Below are 18,117 nucleotides of genomic sequence, written 5' to 3'. Positions count from 1 at the left end.
CGAAAGTGGAGGGGCAGTTCAATTCCCCCTTGGGGTCCCTCGGGCCCGAAGGAACGGGCCCTTCGCAAAGTAGCCGGCGGCCCCCGGTGCACGATCACACCCGGCCCGATGTCCCATCCTCGCCAAAAATCCCGGTCACCCAGTCGATGAACAGGCGTACCCGTGGCGCGAGCTGGCGGTTCTGTGGGTAGAGCGCCGACAGCGGTGTCGGCGACGGCGGGTAATCCGGCAGCACTTCGACAAGCGTGTCGCGTGCGAAATCCCCGGCGAAGCGGTAATGCGGCGCCTGCACCAGGCCGAAGCCGAGACGCGCCAGCTCCGCCATCGTGTCGGAGCCGTTGACCGTCACCCGGTTCGGCAGCGTGACATAGCGCAACGCGCCGCCAACGGTGAATTCGAGCGGCATGATCTCGCCGGTCCGCGACGAGCGGAAGCCGACCATCAGATGGCCTTCGAGATCGTCGAGGGTTGCCGGCATGCCGTGCTTTTCGAGATAGGCGGGGCTGGCGCAGGTGACTTCGCGCAATGTTGCCACCCGCCGCACGATCATGCCGCTGTCGGCCTGTTCGCCGGAACGCAGCACGCAGTCGATGCCCTCGCGCACCAGATCGACCAGCCGGTCGCCGTCGCCGATATGCAGGTCGATCCCGGGGTAGCGGTCGAGAAATTCGGTGAGCCGCGGCAGGATGAAATGGCGGGCCATGAAGCCGTGCACGTCGATCCTCAAAAGGCCTTGCGGCTGCGCCGATTGAAAGCCGGCCTCGGCATCTTCGACATCGGCAAGGATTGCGAGGCAGCGCTGGTAATAGGCCTGGCCGTCCAATGTCGGCCTGACATGGCGCGTGGTCCGTTCCAGCAGCCTCACCCCCAGCCGCGCCTCGAGATCCTTGATCGCCTCGGTGGCGCTCGATCGCGACATCGACAGATCGGCGGCGGCCGCGGTGAAGCTGCCGCGCTCGATCACACGGGCAAGCAGGCGCATCCGGTCGAGACTGTCCATCGCCATTGTTCGCCATATCCGAATGGTGTTGGCAAGTCCCGAGCGATTATCCCGCAGGATTTATCGCCTATTTTCAGCCGACAAGAATTGGAGAGCTGACATGACTGCGCAGAATGCAAAGGTGGCGCTGGTAACCGGCGCCTCGAAGGGTATCGGCGCCGAAATTGCCAGAAGGCTGGCACGCGACGGCTTTTCGGTCGTCGTCAACTATGCCAGGGGCGCCGAAGCAGCCGAAGGCGTGGTGCGCGGGATCGAGGCGGCGGGCGGCACGGCGATCGCCGTTCAGGCCGATGTCGGCGATCCCAAAGGCGTGGCGCATCTGTTCGGCGCAGCCGAGCAGGCGTTTGGCGGCCTCGACGTGCTGGTCAACAACGCCGGCATCATGAAGCTCGCGCCGATCGCGCAGATGGACGACACCGGTTTCGAGCAGCAGGTCGCGGTGAACCTTGGTGGCGTCTTCCGTGGCATGCGCGAGGCCGCACGAAGGCTGCGCGACGGCGGCCGCGTCGTCAGCTTCTCGTCCAGCGTGGTCGGGCTCTACCAGCCGACCTACGGCGTTTACGCTGCCACCAAGGCCGGCGTCGAGGCGATGACGCATGTGCTGGCCAAGGAACTCGGGCCGCGCGGCATCACAGTCAATGTCGTGGCGCCGGGGCCGGTGGCCACCGAGCTGTTCCTCGGCGGCAAGTCTGAGGCACTGGTCGAAACGATCACCAGGATGATCCCGCTGGGGCGGCTCGGCCAGCCCGCCGACATCGCCGGCGTGGTGTCGTTCCTCGCCGGACCGGACAGCGGCTGGGTCAACGGCCAGGTGCTGCGCGCCAATGGCGGCACGGTCTGACTTTACCTTCCAACAACCAACAGGAAATCGACGTCATGCCCTTTGCAAACTTCAAGGTACCTGAGCGCGCGCTGTCCGCCGCACAGAAGGAGGACCTCGTCCACAAGACCACAGCCCTGTTCGTCGAAATGTTCGGCGAAGGCGTGCGCCCCTACACCATGGTGCTGATCGAGGAGGTCGCCGATGGCGGCTACGGCCGCGCCGACGTGGTGTTCACGATTCCTGGGGCAGGATAAAATCCTGAACCCTAAGCACCGCCTTCACCCGCTCGAGCGCCAGCTCGTCATGAAGCTTTCGATGGAAAAGACGTTGCAATAGGCGCCAAGGCCGCGCAGCGACGAGACGCGCAACGGCATGTCGGCAACGAAATGCCAGTTCACCCGCTGGTTCGGCGCGAACAGCTTCGTCAATCATGTGATCGCTTCAACTTGCGATCACCGCGGCCGCGAGAACGCGGGTTCGGGGACGGCTAAGCTGCCGATGCCTTCTTTGAGGGACCGTCAAGGGAGAGATTGCAGCATGGCGGTCGCGCGCTAGATCGCTGGCAGAGGCTAACGCGAGGCCAGCCATGGACGATTGGAAGCTACCTTGGGACGGCGGTTGCCTATGCGGCGGGATACGCTTTCGCGTAAGTGCGCCGCCTTTGCTGACGACGGCGTGTCACTGCACCGGCTGCCAGAAACTGAGCGCCAGCGCGTATTCCTTGACCATCGCCGTGCCGAGCGACGGTTTCGCCGTCACCCAAGGCGAGCCGGTGGTCGGCGGCCTGCACGGCCCGCACCGGCAACTCTACTGCCCGCATTGCAAGAACTGGATGTTCACGCGTCCGCATGGCCTGGACTTTTTCGTCAACATTCGCGCGACCATGCTGAACGAGCACCATTGGTATGTGCCTTTCGTCGAAGTCTTCACATCGGAAAGGCTGCCCTGGGCTTCGACCGCCGCTACCCACAGTTTTGCTACGCAGCCCGACCTTGAGGGATACGCCCCTTTGATCGAAGCATTCGCCCGTGAAGCGGCGCGGCCAAGCTGACTGGTTGGCGCCCGGAAAGGCGGGGCCAGTCTTCGTGCTTCACCGCAACTCCACCCAGACAGGCGCGTGATCGCTGGCGCCGGTCTCGCCGCGCACGTCGCGGTCGATGCCCGCCGCTACCAGCCGGCGCGACAGCTTCTTCGAGAGCAAGATGTGGTCGAGCCGCAGGCCGGCATCGCGCGGCCAGCGATTGCGGCGATAGTCCCAGAATGTGTAGAGCGTCTCCGTCGGGTACTTCTTGCGCAGCGCGTCAAGCCAGCCCTGGTCGAGCAGCCGCTGGAACGATGCGCGACTTTCCGGCTGCACCAGCGCGTTGTCGTCATAGGAGCGGGTCGGGTAGATGTCGCGCGCCTCGGGCACGATGTTGTAGTCGCCGGCCAGCACCACGGGCAGGCCGGTGTCGAGCAACTGCGCCGCATGCGCCTCCAGCCTTTCGTGCCAGTTGAGCTTGTACTGGAATTTCGGGCCGGGCTGCGGGTTGCCGTTCGGCGCGTAGAGGCAGGCGACGACGATACCGTTGACCGCCGCCTCGATGTAGCGCGCCTGCTGGTCGCTATCGTCGCCGGGCAGCGCCTCGCGGGTCAGAACGGGTTCTGCGCCACGCGAAAGGATGGCGACGCCGTTCCAGGTCGGCTGCCCGACCCAAACCGCGCCGTAGCCGGCGGCCGCCAGCGCAGTGCGCGGAAACTGCGTCTGTCTCGCCTTGAGCTCCTGCAGGCAGGCGATGTCGGGTTTGGCGGCGGCCAGCCATGCGAGCAGGTTCGGCAGCCGGCTGTTGATGTTGTTGACGTTGAAGGTGGCGATCTTCATCGGCCTGCTTCAGCGCACGATGCGTTCGGTCCACGCCTTCACTGCATCAGCGAGCGTCTTCAGATGATCGGCGGTGGAGAAGCCGGAGATGTTTTTGCGCGGCTTCAGATCATGGTCGCCATCTTCCAGCCAGAGGATCTCGATCGCCTCGGACAGAGCATAGGTCGCGACCTCGTCTTTGGTCCCGAACTCGTCGCGCGTGCCCTGGAGGATCAATGTCGGCGTCTTGAGATCGGCGAGGTGCTTTGTCCGAAGCTGCGTCGGTTTGTCCGGCGGATGGAAGGGGTAGCCGAGGCAAAGCAGGCCCGAGATCTCGCCCTTCGAAAACATCTCGTCGGCGATCATCGAAGCGAGGCGTCCGCCCATCGACTTGCCGCCGATGATGAGCGGACCCTCCACGCCCTTCGCCCGGAGGTCGGCGATCGCCTTGACGTATTCCGGGTTAACCGTCTCGGCGCGCGGCGGCGGCTTGCGATGGCCGTAGCGGCGGGCGGCCATGTAGTGGAATTCAAAGCGCGCGACGCGGAAACCGGCCGCGGCGAGCGCTTTTGCCGTGGCTGTCAGCGAGGGCGAGTCCATAGGAGCGCCTGCGCCATGCGCGAGCAGGATGGTGATGGCGGCGGTGTCGGGGCCGTCGAAGAGGAAGGTGGTCATGGGGCGGTCCACTTATAGAGGCCGCGCTCCGTCCCACCCCCCTCTGTCCTACCGGACATCTCCCCCTCAAGGGGGGAGATTGGATGTCGCCGCCGGTTTCGCCAACCACTAAAGCTGAAAGGCACGCGGGGCACCGAAGCTGCCGATCTCCCCCCTTGAGGGGGAGATGTCCGGCAGGACAGAGGGGGGCGTTCAAGCGCAGGCATTGGATTACCTCACCCCGCCGACAGCCGCGCCAGCTGCAAATCCACGAACTGTATCCCCTTGGCCGCCATACGCGCCCATTCGGAATTGGCGTCGAGTTCGAGGTAGCGCACCCAGCGACGCCGCGCCTCGGCGAAATTGCCGGCATCGAACTCCAGCCTCGCAAGGTTGAACACCGCGTCGGCATAATTGGGATCGAGTGCGATCGCCTTCAGCAAATGGCGGCGCGCCGAGGCTACCCGCCCCTCTTCGCTCATCAGCCCGGCAAGATTGAACCAGGCTTCTACGAAGCCGGGGTCGCACTTGATGGCGCGGGCATAGTCGTGCGCCGCCTCGGCCGCGTGGCCGGCCGCGCGCAGGCAGTTGGCGCGGTTGAAGGCGGCGATGGCATCGCTCGGGTCGATGGCCAGGCAGCGCTGGTAGAGTGCCGCCGCCTGCTCGTGGTCTTCAGCCTCTTCCGCCGCCTCGGCATCGGCGAACAGCTCTTCCAGCGTGTCGTCATCCCGCGTTCCCAGATCGAACAGCAGCTGGCCGTCGAGTTCGCTCTGGCCTCCCTCGAGATAGATCGCGTCGGCCCTCCCATGCTGCGAGCCGACGGCGAGCGACTTGGCGGTGAGCGAGGCGACCGGGCCCGAGCGATGCACAGAGCGCGCGATCGCCCCCCACGAGGCGCCGCCGGCAACCAGCCCGGCATATTTGCGGGCGAGGATCAGGTCGCGAAAGGAATACGGTTCGCAATCATGCTCGAAGGCATCGAACAGCGACAAAAGGTCGAGATCCGCGCCGGTCAGCCGCGACTGGTCGATCAGCGACTGCCGCGACAGCGCCGAAGCCTCCGGCGCTTTCATCAGCCCGAGCAGGCGCAGGAAGCCGTTCTCGCTGACCAGCTTGCGCCCGGCCGCGCGCTCGGTGACGACGCGGCGTTCAATCTCGGTATCGCCGGCCCTGGCGAGCAACATGCGGCCCAACACGACATGTGTGGTGCGCCGAGTGACGCCGCGCCGCAACTGGCCGTGCCGACGCTCGACCTCGCGCGCCGCCAGCCTGAGCGGGAAGGCCGCCAGCGCACCGACGATGCCGAAGACCGTGCCGGCGAGAGCCGTCACGCCTTGCTCTTGCCGACGGCTTTGAGAAGGTTCGCCTTGAGCGGGTTATCCTTGGCCGCGGCGGCGCCGGCCTTGGCGGATTTCGCCGCGGGCTTGGCCGTTTCATCGGCCTTGCTCTTGGACTTGGCCGGCGGCTTGGCCGATTGCGACAGGCTCGCCTTCAGCGCATCCATGAGGTTGATGACATTGCCGCGCTCAGGCGCCGCCGCGATGATAGGCTTGTGGCCCTTGAGCTTCTCGCGGATCATTGCCATCAGCGCGATCTCGTAGCGGTCCTCGTAATTCTTTGGATCGAAGGCGGTTTCCTTCTGCTTGATCAGCGCTTCGGCCAATTGCAGCATTTCGGGATCGGGGTTTCCGGCCGGGATATTGCCGAAATATTCAGCCGTGCCACGCACTTCGTTCGGATTCCTCAAGGTGCAGACGAACATGCCGTTCTCGCGCGCGCCGATCGTCACGACGCGCTCGCGGCTGGACAGCACAAGGCGGGCGATCGCCAGCTTGCCCGATTTGCGCATCGCTTCGCGCAGCACGGCAAAGGTCTCCTCGGCCATTGCGCCATCCGGCGCCAGGTAATAGGGCGCGTCCTGATAGATGACGTCGACCGAATGCTCGTCGACAAAAGCCTCGATGTTCATCGTATGGTTGGATTCGATGCGCACCGCATCGAGATCGGAGTCCTCGATGATGATGTACTGCTTGTCCTCGTATTCGTAGCCCTTGACCAGGTCCGAACGCTCGACCAGCCCGAGCTCGGGGTCGACCGGCTTCATGTTGATGCGGTTGTGCGTCTTCTTGTGCAGCTGGTTGAAGCTGATGCGTTCGCTGGCGCTCGTCGCCGGATAGAGCCGGACCGGACAGCTGACCAGACTGAGCTTGAGGTAACCTTTCCAACTTGCCCTGGGCGCCATGAAATAACTCCTACGCGGCCTTGTGCTGTCGAACAGTTCGCAGCGTTCATTCGTCCGGAGGACGAACGGGACTGCCGAAATCCTACATTGCCCTTACAATACCGGGCCCTTACAATACCGGCAAATCCCTAGCGAAATCTTCCTCCGCTGAGAGCCGCCTGCACGCAAGAGGTCCATGGCGAAGAATAATTCAAATTTTCCGGAGCGTCGATGGAGTCTGGGCCCGCAGAACTACCTCGCGGTGGCTATCAACGGCAAATCCCGGGCGAAATCTTCCATGTCGGCCCAGGGATCGCCTGACGTCGCCAGCAGGCCAGGCAGCGACGAATAATTCAGATCCTGCGGAGCGTCGATGGATTCCAGATCGCTCCAGCTCACCGGCGTCGAGGCCGGCAAATTGGTGCGGGCGCGCAGCGAATAGGGAGCCGCAGAAGTGTGGCCGCGCGCATTGCGGTGATAATCGATGAAGATGCGCCGCTTGCGGTTATCCTTGCCCATGGTGGTGGTGAAAGTGTCGGGCGCGGTGGCGGCAAGATGCGTCGAGATGGCGCTGGTCGCCTGGTGCAGTTTCTTCCAGTTCTGCTTTTGCGTCACCGGCACTGATATGTGGATGCCGTGGCCGCCGGACGTCTTGGCGAACGGCACCAGCCCTAGCGCTTCCAGCTCGCCCTTAATGTGCACCGCCGCCTCAACCACCTCGCGCCAGGCGATCCCCTCGCCCGGGTCGAGGTCGAAAACGATCAGGTCCGGCTTGTCGAGCCGCGTGCGATGGGTGCCCCAGGTGTGGAACTCGACGACACCGAACTGCGCCAGCGCCAGATAGCCCTTGGCGTCTTCCACCGAGAGATAGGATTTGGTCTCGCCCTCCGAATTGGTCGCTTCGAAAGTCGCCACAGAGGACGGCATGCCGGTGAAGGCGTGGCGCTGGAAGAAACAGTCCTGCGGCCTGCCGGTCGGGCAGCGCACCAGCGACACCGGCCGGCCGAGAATGTGCGGCAGCATGAAATCGCCGACCAGCGCGTAATAGACGGCAATGTCGAGCTTGGTCGGGCCGGTCTTGCCGAACAGCCGCCGCGTCGGGTTGGTCACCCAGATTGTGGCGAGGTCGGCCTCGGCGATCAGCCGCTTGCGCTTGGCCGAAACCGGCGTCGACAGGCCGACGTCGCGCAGGCCGCGGAACACGGCATGGCGCAGCGCATTGTCGGTGGTCCGATTGGCGTAGTGGATGTGCGCCGAAAGCAGCGGCCGCACCCACTTCATCTCGCGCATGATTTCGCGGGGAACCCCTTCGGGCGCGGACGCACCCGCCCTTAGCGGCTCCAGCCTGGCCAGCAATTCGCCGGCGGTCCCCGCATCGAAGCCGGTGCCGACCTTGCCGCGATAGTGCAGCTCGCCGTCTTCGAATTCGCCGAGGCCAAGTGCAGCCAACCCCTCTGCCGCATCGGAGACTGTGTAGCCGGCGATGACGAAGTCGCCGGTCTGAAGCGCCTTGGTCTTGGTCCAGGTCTTGGTACGGCCGCTCTGGTAGATTGCCGTGGCGCGCTTGGAGACGACACCCTCGAGCCCCATCTCGGATGCCTGGTCATAAAGTGCTTGGCCGTCTCCTTCGACATGATCGCTGAGCTGGATGGCCGAATTGGCGCCGAGACCGGACAGCAATTGCGAAAGCAGCGCCTTGCGCCGGCGGAGCGGCGCTTGTCTCAGGTCCCAGCCGTCGAGATACAGAAGATCGAAGGCGTAGAAGTGGAGCTTGTTGCCGGCGCCTTCGGCCAGCGCGTCTTGCAAAAGGGCAAAGCGGCTGATGCCCTTGGCGTCGAGCGCGACGACCTCGCCGTCGATGATCGCCTCGCGGCACGGCAGCCTGGCGAAGGCAAGCGGCAGGTCGCCATAACGCTTCGTCCAGTCGAGGCCGGCGCGGGTGATCAGCCTGACTGCGCCGTTAGCGAGATGCGCCATGGTGCGGTAGCCATCGAATTTGATCTCGTGCAGCCAGACTTCGCCCGTTCGGGCCGCTGGGTCATCGCCGCCCGGCGGCTTCGGAACCTGCGTAGTCAGCTGCGGCTCGATCCGGGAAGGCGGCGGCGCCTTGACGGCGCCCGGCAAAGCACCTGGCTTCAGCACCACCGGCCTGGCAGGCTTGGCGGCCGGCTTCGGCGTTGCCACCAGTTCCTCGATGCGGCGTCCGGATTTGACGCTTTCCGGCCGGGCTTCCAGTATGTCGAGCTTGGCGTCGGCGGCCAGATCACGCTCCTTGAACAGCAGCCAGTTCTTCTTGCCCTCATCCTCGCCGGGCTTCGGTTTCAGTCGCGTCAGCATCCAGCCGCCATTCAGCTTTTCGCCGGCGAGGCGGAACTTGAAGGAACCGGTGCGCAGGCTCTTCTCGACATCGTCCATCGGCGCCCAGATGCCGGTGTCCCAGACGATCATCGGCCCGCCGCCATATTCGCCTTCGGGAATGACACCTTCGAAGTCGATATATTCGAGCGGATGGTCCTCGGTCTCGACCGCCAGCCTTTTATCGGCCGGATTGAGCGACGGGCCGCGCGGCACCGCCCAGCTCTTCAGCACGTCGCCGACCTGCAGGCGCAGATCGTAGTGATCGGCGGTGGCGTGATGCTTGTGAACGACGAAACGATTGCCCTCATCGGCAACCAGACCGCCGGCTGGTTCCGGCGTCCTCGTGAACTCGCGCTTGGCGCGATAGGCCTTGAGCTTTGGCGGGGCGGTCACGGCCACATGCTCTTGCGCAAAAACAACGGCTTGATGCGCATGTCTTGAATCATTTTGTCAGCATCGGGCAGGTCGGCGTCACGCCGCTCAATCGTCGGTGGCCGGCGTCAATTCGAGCTCGGCCGGCGACAGGCCCTGCTGCAGCTGGCTGAGCCGGAATTCGTCGACCCAATAGGCCTCGCCGTCGACCAGCACGCGCGCGCTGTAGCTGCCGGCCGAAAAACGCTGCGCGGTGATGTACACCTTGTGGCGGTCGAGCGCGTTCCGCACCGCGGCGCGCTTGGATTTCTGACTGGCGACGGAACTGGCCATGCTGGTTACTCACGCACAAGCCGCAAGGCGGCGTGCCTTAAGGATGGCCGAGAGCGTGTCGGCTGTCAATTTGGCGGTCGCTGCGAGCCGCGCGCGGTAGCGCCTCCCGCTCTGTGGAAACCGAGCCGGTGCGCTATATTGCCCTGGCGGCTTGGAACGCGATGCTGATCCGGAGAGCTTCACATGACATTGACGATGCGCAAACTCGGCAGCCAGGGGCTGCAAGTCTCGGCAATCGGTCTCGGCTGCATGGGCATGAGCCAGTCCTATGGCCCGGCCGACGAGGCGGAATCGACCGCCACGCTGCACCGCGCCATCGAACTCGGCTGCACCTTCCTCGACACCGCGGAAGTGTACGGGCCGTTCACCAACGAGGAACTGCTCGGCCGCGCGCTGAAGGGCCGGCGCGACGAGGTGACGATCGCGACGAAATTCGGCTTCCGCATTGAAAACGGCAAGCAAGTCGGCACCGAACGCGACAGCCGGCCCGAACATATCCGCGAGGCTTTGGAAGGTTCGCTGAGGAGGCTCGCCACCGACCAGGTCGACCTCCTCTATCAGCACCGCGTCGATCCGGCGGTGCCGCTCGAGGATGTGGCGGGTGCTGTCGGCGAGCTGATCGCTCAGGGCAAGGTTCGCTTCTTCGGCCTGTCGGAAGCCGGTGCCGCCAACATCCGCCGGGCGCATGCCGTTCATCCGGTGTCGGCAGTGCAGAGCGAATACTCGCTATGGGAGCGCAATCTGGAACCGGAAATCATTCCGCTGCTGAAGGAGCTCGGCATCGGCCTGGTGCCGTTCTCGCCGCTCGGCCGCGGCTTTCTCACCGGCGACGTCAGGCGCGCCGAAGACTATCCAGAGGGCGATTACCGGCGCGGCGACCCGCGCTACCAGGGCGCCAACTATGACGCCAACATGCAGGCGGCAGCCACGGTACTCGACATCGCCGCGGCCAAGCGCGTCAAGCCAGGCCAGATTGCTCTGGCCTGGCTGCTCCACAAGGGGAGCGGCTTCGGCATCGACATCGTGCCGATCCCCGGCACCAAGCGCCGAAAGTACCTCGAGGAGAACGTCGCCGCGGCTTCGATCAAGCTCGACACAGCCGAGATGCAGGTGCTCGACGACGCATTGGCGCCGGGCAAGGTCGCCGGTCCGCGCTACGGCGAGCGCACCATGGTGATGATCGATCGGTAGGTCTTGCCTTCTCCCGTTCTTGCGCAAAGCTCCGGCCTTGGTTAGCATCCTTGGGCAGGCACCGAGCGGAGGAGAACGTCGCGGTGGACCGGCTGGAGCGCCGTTGCGTCCCTTCAAACACGAGTTGGGCGCTCGAAGGACACTCCATTTTTGAATCGACGCAAGGAACCTTCCGGAAAACCCATTCCGGTTCCGGGGTCGTGCGCTCATCTGGGAGGAGACTAAATTGATCAACAGACGTGAATTCCTGCTGTCGACCGCGGCGATGGGCGCCCTGGCGGTGGCCGCTCCGCAACTGGCTTTTGCCCAGGACAAGCTGACCATCCTCGGCTCGGTGCCGAGCCTCGGCTTTCCGTTCTTCGTGCACATGCTGAACCAGATCAAGGCGGAAGCCCAGGCGCAGGGCGTCAACCTGATCGAGAGCGACGGCCAGAACTCGGCGCCCAAGCAGACCGCCGACATCGAGGCGGCACTCGTGCAGAAGGTCAACGCCATCGTCATCTCGCCGCTCGACGTCAACGCGCTGGCCCCAGCCATCGAAGAAGCGGTCAAGGCCGGCGTTCCCGTCGTCACCATCGACCGCCGCGTCGACGGCGTCGAGGGCATCCTCGCCCATGTCGGCGCCGACAATGTCAAAGGCGGCGAGGCCGAAGCGCAGGCCATGGTGGCGGCGTTCCCGAACGGCGCCAAGATCTTCCATCTGCAGGGCCAGCCCGGTGCCGGCCCGGCGATCGACCGCAACAAGGGTGTGCACAATGTCCTCGATCCGATGAAGGACAAGTACCAGATCATCTTCGAGCAGACCGCCAACTTCGCCCGCGCCGAGGCGCTGTCCGTCACCGAGGCCGGCCTTGCGGCCAACGGCAAGCCCGACGCGATCATCTGCGCCAATGACGACATGGCGCTTGGCGCGGTTGAAGCCTGCGCGGCGCGCAACTTCACCGACGTCAAGATCTACGGCTTCGACGCGCTTCCCGAAGCGCTGGTCGCCGTGCGCGACGGCAAGCTGGCCGGAACGGTCGAGCAATTCCCCGGCGAACAATCGCGCACTGCGGTGCAGATCGCGGTCGCCTACGCCAGGGACAAGACCGAGCCGAAGGAAAAGCTGGTGCTTTTGACGCCGATCGTCATCGGCAAGGACAATCTCGACAAGGCGGAGAGGCTGGGCGAGACGAAGTAAGCGCCGAGGGCGCACAGCGCCAAAAGCAGCGTTCTGTCGCGCCCCCTCTGCCCTGCCGGGCATCTCCCGCTCAAGGGGGGAGATTGGCAGTTTCAACGCGTCGCCTTCTCTTCAACGCCGGAGTAGCGAAAGCCTGGGTGACATCCGATCTCCCCCCTGGAGGGGGAGATGTCCGGCACGACAGAGAGGGGCGCTGTCCCGTGGCCTTTCGGGTGGACCACAATTCAAGGAGCATCCTTTGCCAGTCGAAGCCATTGCGCCATCGCCCGCCCTGCTCGCCGTCGAGGGCGTGACCAAGCGCTTTGCCGGCGTCACCGCGCTGAACGACGTTTCGCTTGAAGTCCGCCCCGGCGAGATCCTCGGCCTGCTCGGCGAGAACGGAGCGGGCAAATCGACGCTGCTCAAGATCCTGTCCGGCGTGATGCCGCCGTCCAGCGGCCGCATCGTCTTCGACGGTGTCGAATTCAGCCCGCACAATCCGCAGGATGCCAAGCGCCACGGCATCGTAACAATCTACCAGGAGCTGAGCCTGATCCCGACGCTGACCGTGGCGGAGAATATCTTCATCGGCCGCGCGCCGCTCGGCCGGTTCGGGCTGGTCAGTTGGCGGCGAATGGAGGAAGATTCCCGCACGATCATCGCTCGCGTCGGGCTCAATCTCGACCCGGCGACGCCGGTTTCCGCACTGTCGGTGGCCGAGCAGCAGCTGGTCGAGATCGCCCGCGCGCTATCGCTGAAGAGCCGCTTGATCATCATGGACGAGCCGACCTCGGCGCTGACCGAGACCGAAGTGCACAGGCTGATGTCGATCATGGACCGGCTGCGCAAGGATGGCGTCGCCATCATGTTCGTCACCCACCGGCTGGAGGAGGCATCGGCGATCTGCGACCGTATGACCGTGCTGCGCGACGGCAGGCTGGCCGGCCATCTCGACCGCGAAGGCGGGCCGATCAGGCTGCCGAAGATCATCGAGAAGATGGTCGGCCGTGCCGCTTCCGAGCTCTATGCCAGGCCGACGCAGCGCGATGTCGCCGGCGACGTCCGGCTCTCTGTGCGCGGCCTGCGCACGGTGCGCGATCCGCAGGCGCCGCACGCCATCGTACTCGAAGGCGTCGATCTCGACCTCAAGGCGGGCGAAATCCTCGGCGTCGCCGGGCTCGTCGGTTCCGGCCGCACCGAGCTCGCCCGCGCCATCTTCGGTGCCGACCGCATTGCCGCCGGCACCATCATGCTCGACGGCAAGCCGATCGCGCCGGCATCACCCGCCGACGCCATCGAGCTCGGCATCGGCCTGGTGCCGGAGGACCGCAAGCACCAGGCAATCTTCGCAGCACTCGCCATCCTCACCAATTTCTCGATCGCCGCGCTCGACCGCTACTCCAGTGTCGGTTTCATGGCCGAGCGGCGCGAACGCGAGGCGCTGGCGAACTACAGGAAGATGCTGTCGATCCGCATGGCTTCGCCCGAGCAGGCGATCGAGGGCCTGTCCGGCGGTAACCAGCAGAAGGTGATCCTTGCCCGCTGGCTGGCGCGCGATCCCAAGGTGCTGATCGTCGATGAACCGACGCGCGGCGTCGATGTCGGCGCCAAGGCGGAAGTGCACCAGATCCTGGTGGAACTCGCCGCGCGCGGCATCGCCATCATGATGATCTCTTCGGAGCTGCCCGAGGTGCTTGCAGTGTCGGACAGGATCGTCACCATGCGGCGCGGGCGCATTACCGGCGAGATGCCCGGCGTCGAGGCGACCGAGGAGAAACTGATGGAACTGATGGCGCTCGACCAGAAGCAGGAAGCAACGCAATGACCAGTACGACCGAACGGAGCCAGCGCGGTGGCGTCAATATTGCGCGCCTGCTGATGAGCTTCGGCCCGCTGATGTTCCTGGCGTTGCTGATCGTCGTCTTCACTGTGCTGAAGCCGAGCTTCATCGACCCGATCAACCTGTTCAACATCATGCGCCAGATCTCGATCACCGGCCTGATCGCGCTCGGCATGACCTTCGTCATCCTCACCGCCGGCATCGACCTGTCGGTCGGCTCGCTGCTCGCCTTCTGCGGCATGGTCGCGGCGGTGGTGGCCAAAGGCGGCACCGCCAACACGCTGTCGCTGTCGACAACGGGCACGCAGGGCTATGGCTGGTTCGCCGCCCTTCTCGCCGCCGTCGTCGTCGGCGCCGTGGCCGGCGGCGTCCAGGGCTTTGCCATCACCAGGCTGAAAGTGCCGCCCTTCGTCGTCACGCTCGGCGGCCTAACCGTGTTTCGCGGCCTGACCTTGACCATCTCCAATGGTGGCCCGATCTCCGGCTTCGACGCCTCGATGCGCTGGTTCGGTACCGGCCTGATCGGCCCGGTACCGGTGCCGGCGATCATCTTCGCGATTGCCGCCATCCTTTGCCACATCGTGCTGCGCTACACGCGCTACGGCCGCGCGGTCTACGCAGTCGGCGGCAATGCCGAGGCCGCGCGCCTCTCCGGCCTGCGCGTCGACCGCATCCTGATCTCGGTCTACATCATCGTCGGCTTCTTCGCCGGCCTTGCCGCCTTCGTTTTGTCGGCGCGGCTCAACTCCTCCGAAGCCGTCGCCGGCATCGGCTACGAGCTGACGGTGATCTCGGCGGTCGTTATCGGCGGCACCTCGCTGTTCGGCGGCATCGGCAGCGTCGGCGGCACGGTGGTCGGTGCAGGACTGATCGGCGTCTTGCAGAATGGGCTGCAGTTCAACAACGTCTCGTCCTACACGCAAAGCATCGTCATCGGCCTGATCCTCATCCTCGCCGTGGCCTTCGACCGCTGGCTGAAATCGCGGGTAATGCGGTGATGGCCGAGCGAACGCTGCGGTGCCATAAACTGCACGGCAGGTGGCGATGCCTCAAATAAGAACCATGACCGAACAGGATGTTCCGGCGGTGTCGCGGCTGCTTGGAGGGTCCTGGCGACAGACCTATTCGCCGATCCTGGGTGCCGCGACCACGGCACGGCTGTCGGATGAGAGGCACGCGCCGGAGCGGCTGGCGTCCGAGCTCGGGGACGACAACAAGATGTCCTTCGTCGCCGAGCGGGCTGACAGCTCGCTCGCCGGTTATGCGATGGCAGCGATGGACGACAAGGGCGAGGTCATGCTCGAGCGGCTCCATATAGACAAAAGCGAGTACGGCACCGGCCTTGCCGCCGACCTGCTGCATGCCGTTCTTGCCGCGCATGCGGGTATTCCCAGCATCGCCCTGGAAGTGATCGAGGGCAACGACCGCGCAATCGCCTTCTATCGCAAGCACGGCTTCGAGGTCGTCGAGCGCCGGCCGGCTGCACACGGCGTGGGCGGCCACGCCTCGCTGATCATGCGCCGGCTGCTGCCGATGGCTTAGCAAGCGAAAGCGGCTGAGCGCGTAATCTCCCCCCTTGAGGGGGAGATGTCCGACAGGACAGAGGGGGGCGCCGCGCGTGAGGCGCCAACTTTCTCTTTCGTCCAATATGGCGTCGCGCCAGGACGTACCGACCCCCTCTGTCGCCTTCGGCGACATCTCCCCCTCAAGGAGGGAGATTGGCACTCGCTCAGGCCGGGGCGTTGACGCGCTGTGGGCGCGTTGCCCAGTCGGCAACGGTCGCGCCAGCAACGCTCTCGCCGGCAACCATCCCGTTCGTCTGCGGCGCAAGCAGGTCGTTGCGGCGGGCGAAGGCAACGAAGGTGGCGCGCGCCGTTTCGGCGTCGATCTCTCCTTCCAGTGCTGCACGGCACGCTTTTGCGGCGATGTCATGCGCGGCCGTCCGGCTCGTTGCCGGCCATTCAGCCAAAAGTGCATAGGCCTCAGCCGCGCTTTCTATCTTCGTCGGTGTACCGAGGCCGGTGAGGATATTAACCGGCTTGTCGAACGAAGCACGATCCATGACACTCTCCTTTCCTGGCTCAATCGGCTCCTTTCGGAACTCCACCGCGCGGGCGCTTCGATCCTCGAGGGCCGCCTGCAGAACGATGCCACCGATCTGCGAGTTGGACGCAATCGGGGGCATGCCCGGCCGCGGCAGCAGCCGATGCACCTTGACCAGCGCTTCGAGCCAGGCCGCCACGCCCAGCGGCGGATGTTCGCGCCCGTAGAGCCACGCCTTTGCCTTGGCGAGCGGGTATCCCGCCTCTTCGGCGAAATCGTTTTCCGACCACCGCAGCAGGCGCAGGCATTCGCGCATCCGCGCCGCGATCATTTGCGCTCCTCCGTGCCGGCCCCCACGCGTTGAGCCGATAGAAACATCAGCGTGTAGGCCGCCTTGCGGCGGTCCCAGCCGGCCGACTCGGCCATATCCAGCAAGCCGTCGACCAAAGGCGCCAGCGCCGCCCTGCAGTCGGCTTCATAGTTGAAATCGTTTTTCGGGCGGGTCGGCGCCGCGATCTTTCCAAAACTGTCCATCATATCCATGGCAACACCTGCTCAGCATTAGTCCCGGACCGGCAAGACCGTGCCCGCTTTTGGCGGACACGGTCCATCTGCCGTTTCGAAGTCGCGCTTTGGAAGCCTGGCTTTAGAAGTCCATGCCGCCACCGCCGGGCATTGCCGGCGCGCCAGCTTCCTTCTTCGGCTTCTCGGCCACCATCGCCTCGGTCGTCACCAGCAGGCCGGCGACGGAAGCGGCATCCTGCAGAGCGGTGCGCACCACCTTGGCCGGATCGATGACGCCCTGGCCGAAGAGATCGCCATAGTCGCCGGTCTGCGCGTTCCAGCCGAACGAGAACTCCTGCTTTTCGCGCAGCTTGCCGACGATAATCGAGCCTTCGGCGCCGGCATTTTCGGCAATCTGGCGCACCGGAGCCTCGATCGCGCGCCGCACGATTTCGACACCGGTCTTCTGGTCGGGATTGTCGACCTGAATATTGTCGAGCGCCTTTGCCGCCCGCAGCAGCGCCACGCCACCGCCGGGCAGGATGCCCTCCTCGACCGCGGCACGGGTGGCATGCATGGCGTCGTCGACCCTATCCTTGCGCTCCTTGACCTCTATCTCGGTCGAGCCACCGACGCGGATGACGGCGACGCCACCGGCGAGCTTGGCCAGCCGCTCCTGCAGCTTCTCGCGATCATAGTCGGAGGTGGTCTCCTCGATCTGCGCCTTGATCTGGGAGACCCGGCCCTGGATTTCGCTCTTCGAGCCGGCACCGTCGACGATCGTGGTGTTTTCCTTCTCGACCACCACCTTCTTGGCGCGGCCGAGCATGTTGAGCGTGACGTTCTCGAGCTTGATGCCGAGATCCTCGCTGATTGCCGTGCCGCCGGTCAGGATGGCAATATCCTCCAGCATGGCCTTGCGGCGATCGCCGAAGCCCGGTGCCTTGACGGCCGCGACCTTCAGGCCGCCGCGCAGCTTGTTGACGACCAGCGTCGCCAGCGCCTCGCCCTCGACGTCCTCGGCGATGATCAGCAGCGGCTTGGACGACTGCACCACCGCCTCCAGCACCGGAAGCAGCGCCTGCAGGTTGGACAGCTTCTTCTCGTGGATCAGCACATAGGGCTCGTCGAGCTCGACGCGCATCTTGTCCTGATTGGTGATGAAATAGGGGCTGAGATAGCCGCGGTCGAACTGCATGCCTTCGACGACTTCGAGCTCCGTCTCGGCGGTCTTGGCTTCTTCGACGGTAATGACGCCCTCATTGCCGACCTTTTCCATCGCTTCGGCGAGGAAGCGGCCGATCTCGGCGTCGCCATTGGCCGAGATGGTGCCGACCTGGGCGATTTCGTCGTTCCTGGTCACCTTGCGGGCATTGGCCTTGAGTTCGGCGACGACGGCTTCGACCGCCTTGTCGATACCGCGCTTCAGGTCCATCGGGTTCATGCCGGCGGCAACCGCCTTAGCGCCTTCCTGGACGATCGACTGCGCCAGAACGGTCGCGGTCGTGGTGCCGTCGCCGGCGACGTCACTGGTCTTCGAAGCCACCTCGCGGACCATCTGTGCGCCCATGTTCTCGAACTTGTCCTCGAGCTCGATCTCCTTCGCCACGGTGACGCCGTCCTTGGTGATGCGCGGGGCGCCGAACGACTTGTCGAGGACGACGTTGCGGCCCTTGGGACCGAGCGTCACCCTCACCGCGTCGGCGAGGATGTTGACGCCGCGCAGCATCTTCTCGCGGGCTTCGGTATGAAATTTCACATCTTTGGCAGCCATTGGAT

The 18,117-nt window shown here is 65.0% G+C and carries 19 protein-coding genes; 8 read left to right on the top strand and 11 right to left on the bottom strand.

Annotated features, from left to right (window positions below; genetic code table 11):
- Window positions 1–94 precede the first annotated feature (94 nt).
- Window positions 95–1,000: a LysR family transcriptional regulator gene (locus tag NKJ13_RS26710; protein WP_352778832.1), complete on the bottom strand. Its 906-nt coding sequence runs from the start codon at window positions 998–1,000 to the stop codon at window positions 95–97.
- 100 nt (window positions 1,001–1,100) lie between these two features.
- Here NKJ13_RS26710 and NKJ13_RS26705 point away from each other — a divergent pair, with 100 nt between their 5' ends.
- Both NKJ13_RS26705 and NKJ13_RS26700 read left to right on the top strand, forming a co-directional pair.
- The gene (locus NKJ13_RS26705) at window positions 1,101–1,841 is read left to right on the top strand and encodes an SDR family oxidoreductase (RefSeq protein ID WP_352740067.1); all 741 of its coding nucleotides are present in this window, start codon (window positions 1,101–1,103) and stop codon (window positions 1,839–1,841) included.
- A 35-nt stretch (window positions 1,842–1,876) separates the two neighbouring features.
- Entirely contained in the window at window positions 1,877–2,077 is a 201-nt protein-coding gene (locus NKJ13_RS26700; protein ID WP_352475732.1) for a tautomerase family protein, read from the top strand.
- Window positions 2,078–2,101: 24 nt separating this feature from the next.
- Here NKJ13_RS26700 and NKJ13_RS26695 read toward each other — a convergent pair whose 3' ends face one another.
- Window positions 2,102–2,251, bottom strand: coding sequence for a hypothetical protein (locus tag NKJ13_RS26695; RefSeq protein ID WP_352705261.1), 150 nt, complete (start codon window positions 2,249–2,251; stop codon window positions 2,102–2,104).
- Window positions 2,252–2,409: 158 nt separating this feature from the next.
- Between NKJ13_RS26695 and NKJ13_RS26690 the strand changes: the two genes are divergently transcribed.
- Entirely contained in the window at window positions 2,410–2,874 is a 465-nt protein-coding gene (locus NKJ13_RS26690; RefSeq protein WP_352705263.1) for a GFA family protein, read from the top strand.
- A gap of 39 nt (window positions 2,875–2,913) precedes the next feature.
- Here NKJ13_RS26690 and NKJ13_RS26685 read toward each other — a convergent pair whose 3' ends face one another.
- From NKJ13_RS26685 to NKJ13_RS26660, 6 genes are all read right to left on the bottom strand, one after another.
- Window positions 2,914–3,684: an exodeoxyribonuclease III gene (locus NKJ13_RS26685; protein ID WP_352778828.1), complete on the bottom strand. Its 771-nt coding sequence runs from the start codon at window positions 3,682–3,684 to the stop codon at window positions 2,914–2,916.
- A gap of 9 nt (window positions 3,685–3,693) precedes the next feature.
- The gene (locus tag NKJ13_RS26680) at window positions 3,694–4,338 is read right to left on the bottom strand and encodes an alpha/beta hydrolase family protein (protein ID WP_352778826.1); all 645 of its coding nucleotides are present in this window, start codon (window positions 4,336–4,338) and stop codon (window positions 3,694–3,696) included.
- Window positions 4,339–4,553: 215 nt separating this feature from the next.
- The gene (locus NKJ13_RS26675) at window positions 4,554–5,648 is read right to left on the bottom strand and encodes a tetratricopeptide repeat protein (RefSeq protein WP_352740063.1); all 1,095 of its coding nucleotides are present in this window, start codon (window positions 5,646–5,648) and stop codon (window positions 4,554–4,556) included.
- A complete protein-coding gene (gene ku, locus NKJ13_RS26670; RefSeq protein WP_352644978.1) occupies window positions 5,645–6,559 on the bottom strand; it encodes a non-homologous end joining protein Ku in 915 nt (304 codons plus the stop codon). Before ku ends, NKJ13_RS26675 begins: the two co-directional genes overlap by 4 nt.
- Window positions 6,560–6,790: 231 nt before the next feature.
- Window positions 6,791–9,289, bottom strand: a complete 2,499-nt coding sequence (ligD, locus tag NKJ13_RS26665; protein WP_352740061.1) for a DNA ligase D — start codon at window positions 9,287–9,289, stop codon at window positions 6,791–6,793.
- Window positions 9,290–9,376: 87 nt separating this feature from the next.
- Complete coding sequence (locus tag NKJ13_RS26660) at window positions 9,377–9,601, bottom strand: hypothetical protein (RefSeq protein ID WP_023675682.1); 225 nt, start codon at window positions 9,599–9,601, stop codon at window positions 9,377–9,379.
- Window positions 9,602–9,784: 183 nt separating this feature from the next.
- On the opposite strand from NKJ13_RS26660, the gene NKJ13_RS26655 reads away from it, so the two are divergent.
- The 5 genes from NKJ13_RS26655 to NKJ13_RS26635 all read left to right on the top strand — a co-directional run bounded on the left by NKJ13_RS26655 (window position 9,785) and on the right by NKJ13_RS26635 (window position 15,333).
- Complete coding sequence (locus NKJ13_RS26655; RefSeq protein WP_352740059.1) at window positions 9,785–10,792, top strand: aldo/keto reductase; 1,008 nt, start codon at window positions 9,785–9,787, stop codon at window positions 10,790–10,792.
- Window positions 10,793–11,021: 229 nt separating this feature from the next.
- Window positions 11,022–11,972 carry a substrate-binding domain-containing protein gene (locus tag NKJ13_RS26650; RefSeq protein ID WP_352507835.1) on the top strand — a complete coding sequence of 317 codons (951 nt, stop codon included), beginning with the start codon at window positions 11,022–11,024 and terminating at the stop codon, window positions 11,970–11,972.
- Window positions 11,973–12,210: 238 nt separating this feature from the next.
- On the top strand, window positions 12,211–13,776 hold the full coding sequence (locus tag NKJ13_RS26645) for a sugar ABC transporter ATP-binding protein (RefSeq protein ID WP_352507795.1): 1,566 nt from the start codon (window positions 12,211–12,213) through the stop codon (window positions 13,774–13,776).
- Window positions 13,773–14,789, top strand: a complete 1,017-nt coding sequence (locus tag NKJ13_RS26640) for an ABC transporter permease (protein ID WP_352507796.1) — start codon at window positions 13,773–13,775, stop codon at window positions 14,787–14,789. The genes NKJ13_RS26645 and NKJ13_RS26640 overlap by 4 nt, the downstream gene beginning before the upstream one ends.
- 46 nt (window positions 14,790–14,835) lie before the next feature.
- Window positions 14,836–15,333: a GNAT family N-acetyltransferase gene (locus tag NKJ13_RS26635; protein WP_352507797.1), complete on the top strand. Its 498-nt coding sequence runs from the start codon at window positions 14,836–14,838 to the stop codon at window positions 15,331–15,333.
- 187 nt (window positions 15,334–15,520) lie between these two features.
- Here the strand turns inward: NKJ13_RS26635 and NKJ13_RS31660 are convergent, their stop codons facing one another.
- The 3 genes from NKJ13_RS31660 to groL form a co-directional block, all read right to left on the bottom strand.
- Entirely contained in the window at window positions 15,521–16,165 is a 645-nt protein-coding gene (locus NKJ13_RS31660) for a DUF982 domain-containing protein (RefSeq protein WP_502896260.1), read from the bottom strand.
- Entirely contained in the window at window positions 16,162–16,377 is a 216-nt protein-coding gene (locus NKJ13_RS26625) for a hypothetical protein (protein WP_254819654.1), read from the bottom strand. Before NKJ13_RS26625 ends, NKJ13_RS31660 begins: the two co-directional genes overlap by 4 nt.
- 103 nt (window positions 16,378–16,480) lie before the next feature.
- Window positions 16,481–18,112, bottom strand: coding sequence for a chaperonin GroEL (gene groL, locus NKJ13_RS26620; RefSeq protein ID WP_352507798.1), 1,632 nt, complete (start codon window positions 18,110–18,112; stop codon window positions 16,481–16,483).
- Window positions 18,113–18,117 lie beyond the last annotated feature (5 nt).

The sequence above is a fragment of the Mesorhizobium sp. M0174 genome (assembly GCF_040322275.1).
Lineage (GTDB): Bacteria > Pseudomonadota > Alphaproteobacteria > Rhizobiales > Rhizobiaceae > Mesorhizobium.
This window is presented reverse-complemented; position numbering and strand designations above follow the sequence as displayed.

Excerpts from the sequence above, each read along its gene's own strand:
- NKJ13_RS26660 (WP_023675682.1), bottom strand. The coding sequence starts at position 9,601 with ATGGCCAGTTCCGTCGCCAGTCAGAAATCCAAGCGCGCCGCGGTGCGG.
- NKJ13_RS26685 (WP_352778828.1), bottom strand. The coding sequence starts at position 3,684 with ATGAAGATCGCCACCTTCAACGTCAACAACATCAACAGCCGGCTGCCG.
- NKJ13_RS26710 (WP_352778832.1), bottom strand. The coding sequence starts at position 1,000 with ATGGACAGTCTCGACCGGATGCGCCTGCTTGCCCGTGTGATCGAGCGC.
- NKJ13_RS26640 (WP_352507796.1), top strand. The coding sequence starts at position 13,773 with ATGACCAGTACGACCGAACGGAGCCAGCGCGGTGGCGTCAATATTGCG.
- NKJ13_RS26625 (WP_254819654.1), bottom strand. The coding sequence starts at position 16,377 with ATGGATATGATGGACAGTTTTGGAAAGATCGCGGCGCCGACCCGCCCG.
- NKJ13_RS26705 (WP_352740067.1), top strand. The coding sequence starts at position 1,101 with ATGACTGCGCAGAATGCAAAGGTGGCGCTGGTAACCGGCGCCTCGAAG.
- ku (WP_352644978.1), bottom strand. The coding sequence starts at position 6,559 with ATGGCGCCCAGGGCAAGTTGGAAAGGTTACCTCAAGCTCAGTCTGGTC.
- NKJ13_RS26700 (WP_352475732.1), top strand. The coding sequence starts at position 1,877 with ATGCCCTTTGCAAACTTCAAGGTACCTGAGCGCGCGCTGTCCGCCGCA.
- groL (WP_352507798.1), bottom strand. The coding sequence starts at position 18,112 with ATGGCTGCCAAAGATGTGAAATTTCATACCGAAGCCCGCGAGAAGATG.
- NKJ13_RS31660 (WP_502896260.1), bottom strand. The coding sequence starts at position 16,165 with ATGATCGCGGCGCGGATGCGCGAATGCCTGCGCCTGCTGCGGTGGTCG.
- NKJ13_RS26635 (WP_352507797.1), top strand. The coding sequence starts at position 14,836 with ATGCCTCAAATAAGAACCATGACCGAACAGGATGTTCCGGCGGTGTCG.
- NKJ13_RS26680 (WP_352778826.1), bottom strand. The coding sequence starts at position 4,338 with ATGACCACCTTCCTCTTCGACGGCCCCGACACCGCCGCCATCACCATC.
- NKJ13_RS26655 (WP_352740059.1), top strand. The coding sequence starts at position 9,785 with ATGACATTGACGATGCGCAAACTCGGCAGCCAGGGGCTGCAAGTCTCG.
- NKJ13_RS26690 (WP_352705263.1), top strand. The coding sequence starts at position 2,410 with ATGGACGATTGGAAGCTACCTTGGGACGGCGGTTGCCTATGCGGCGGG.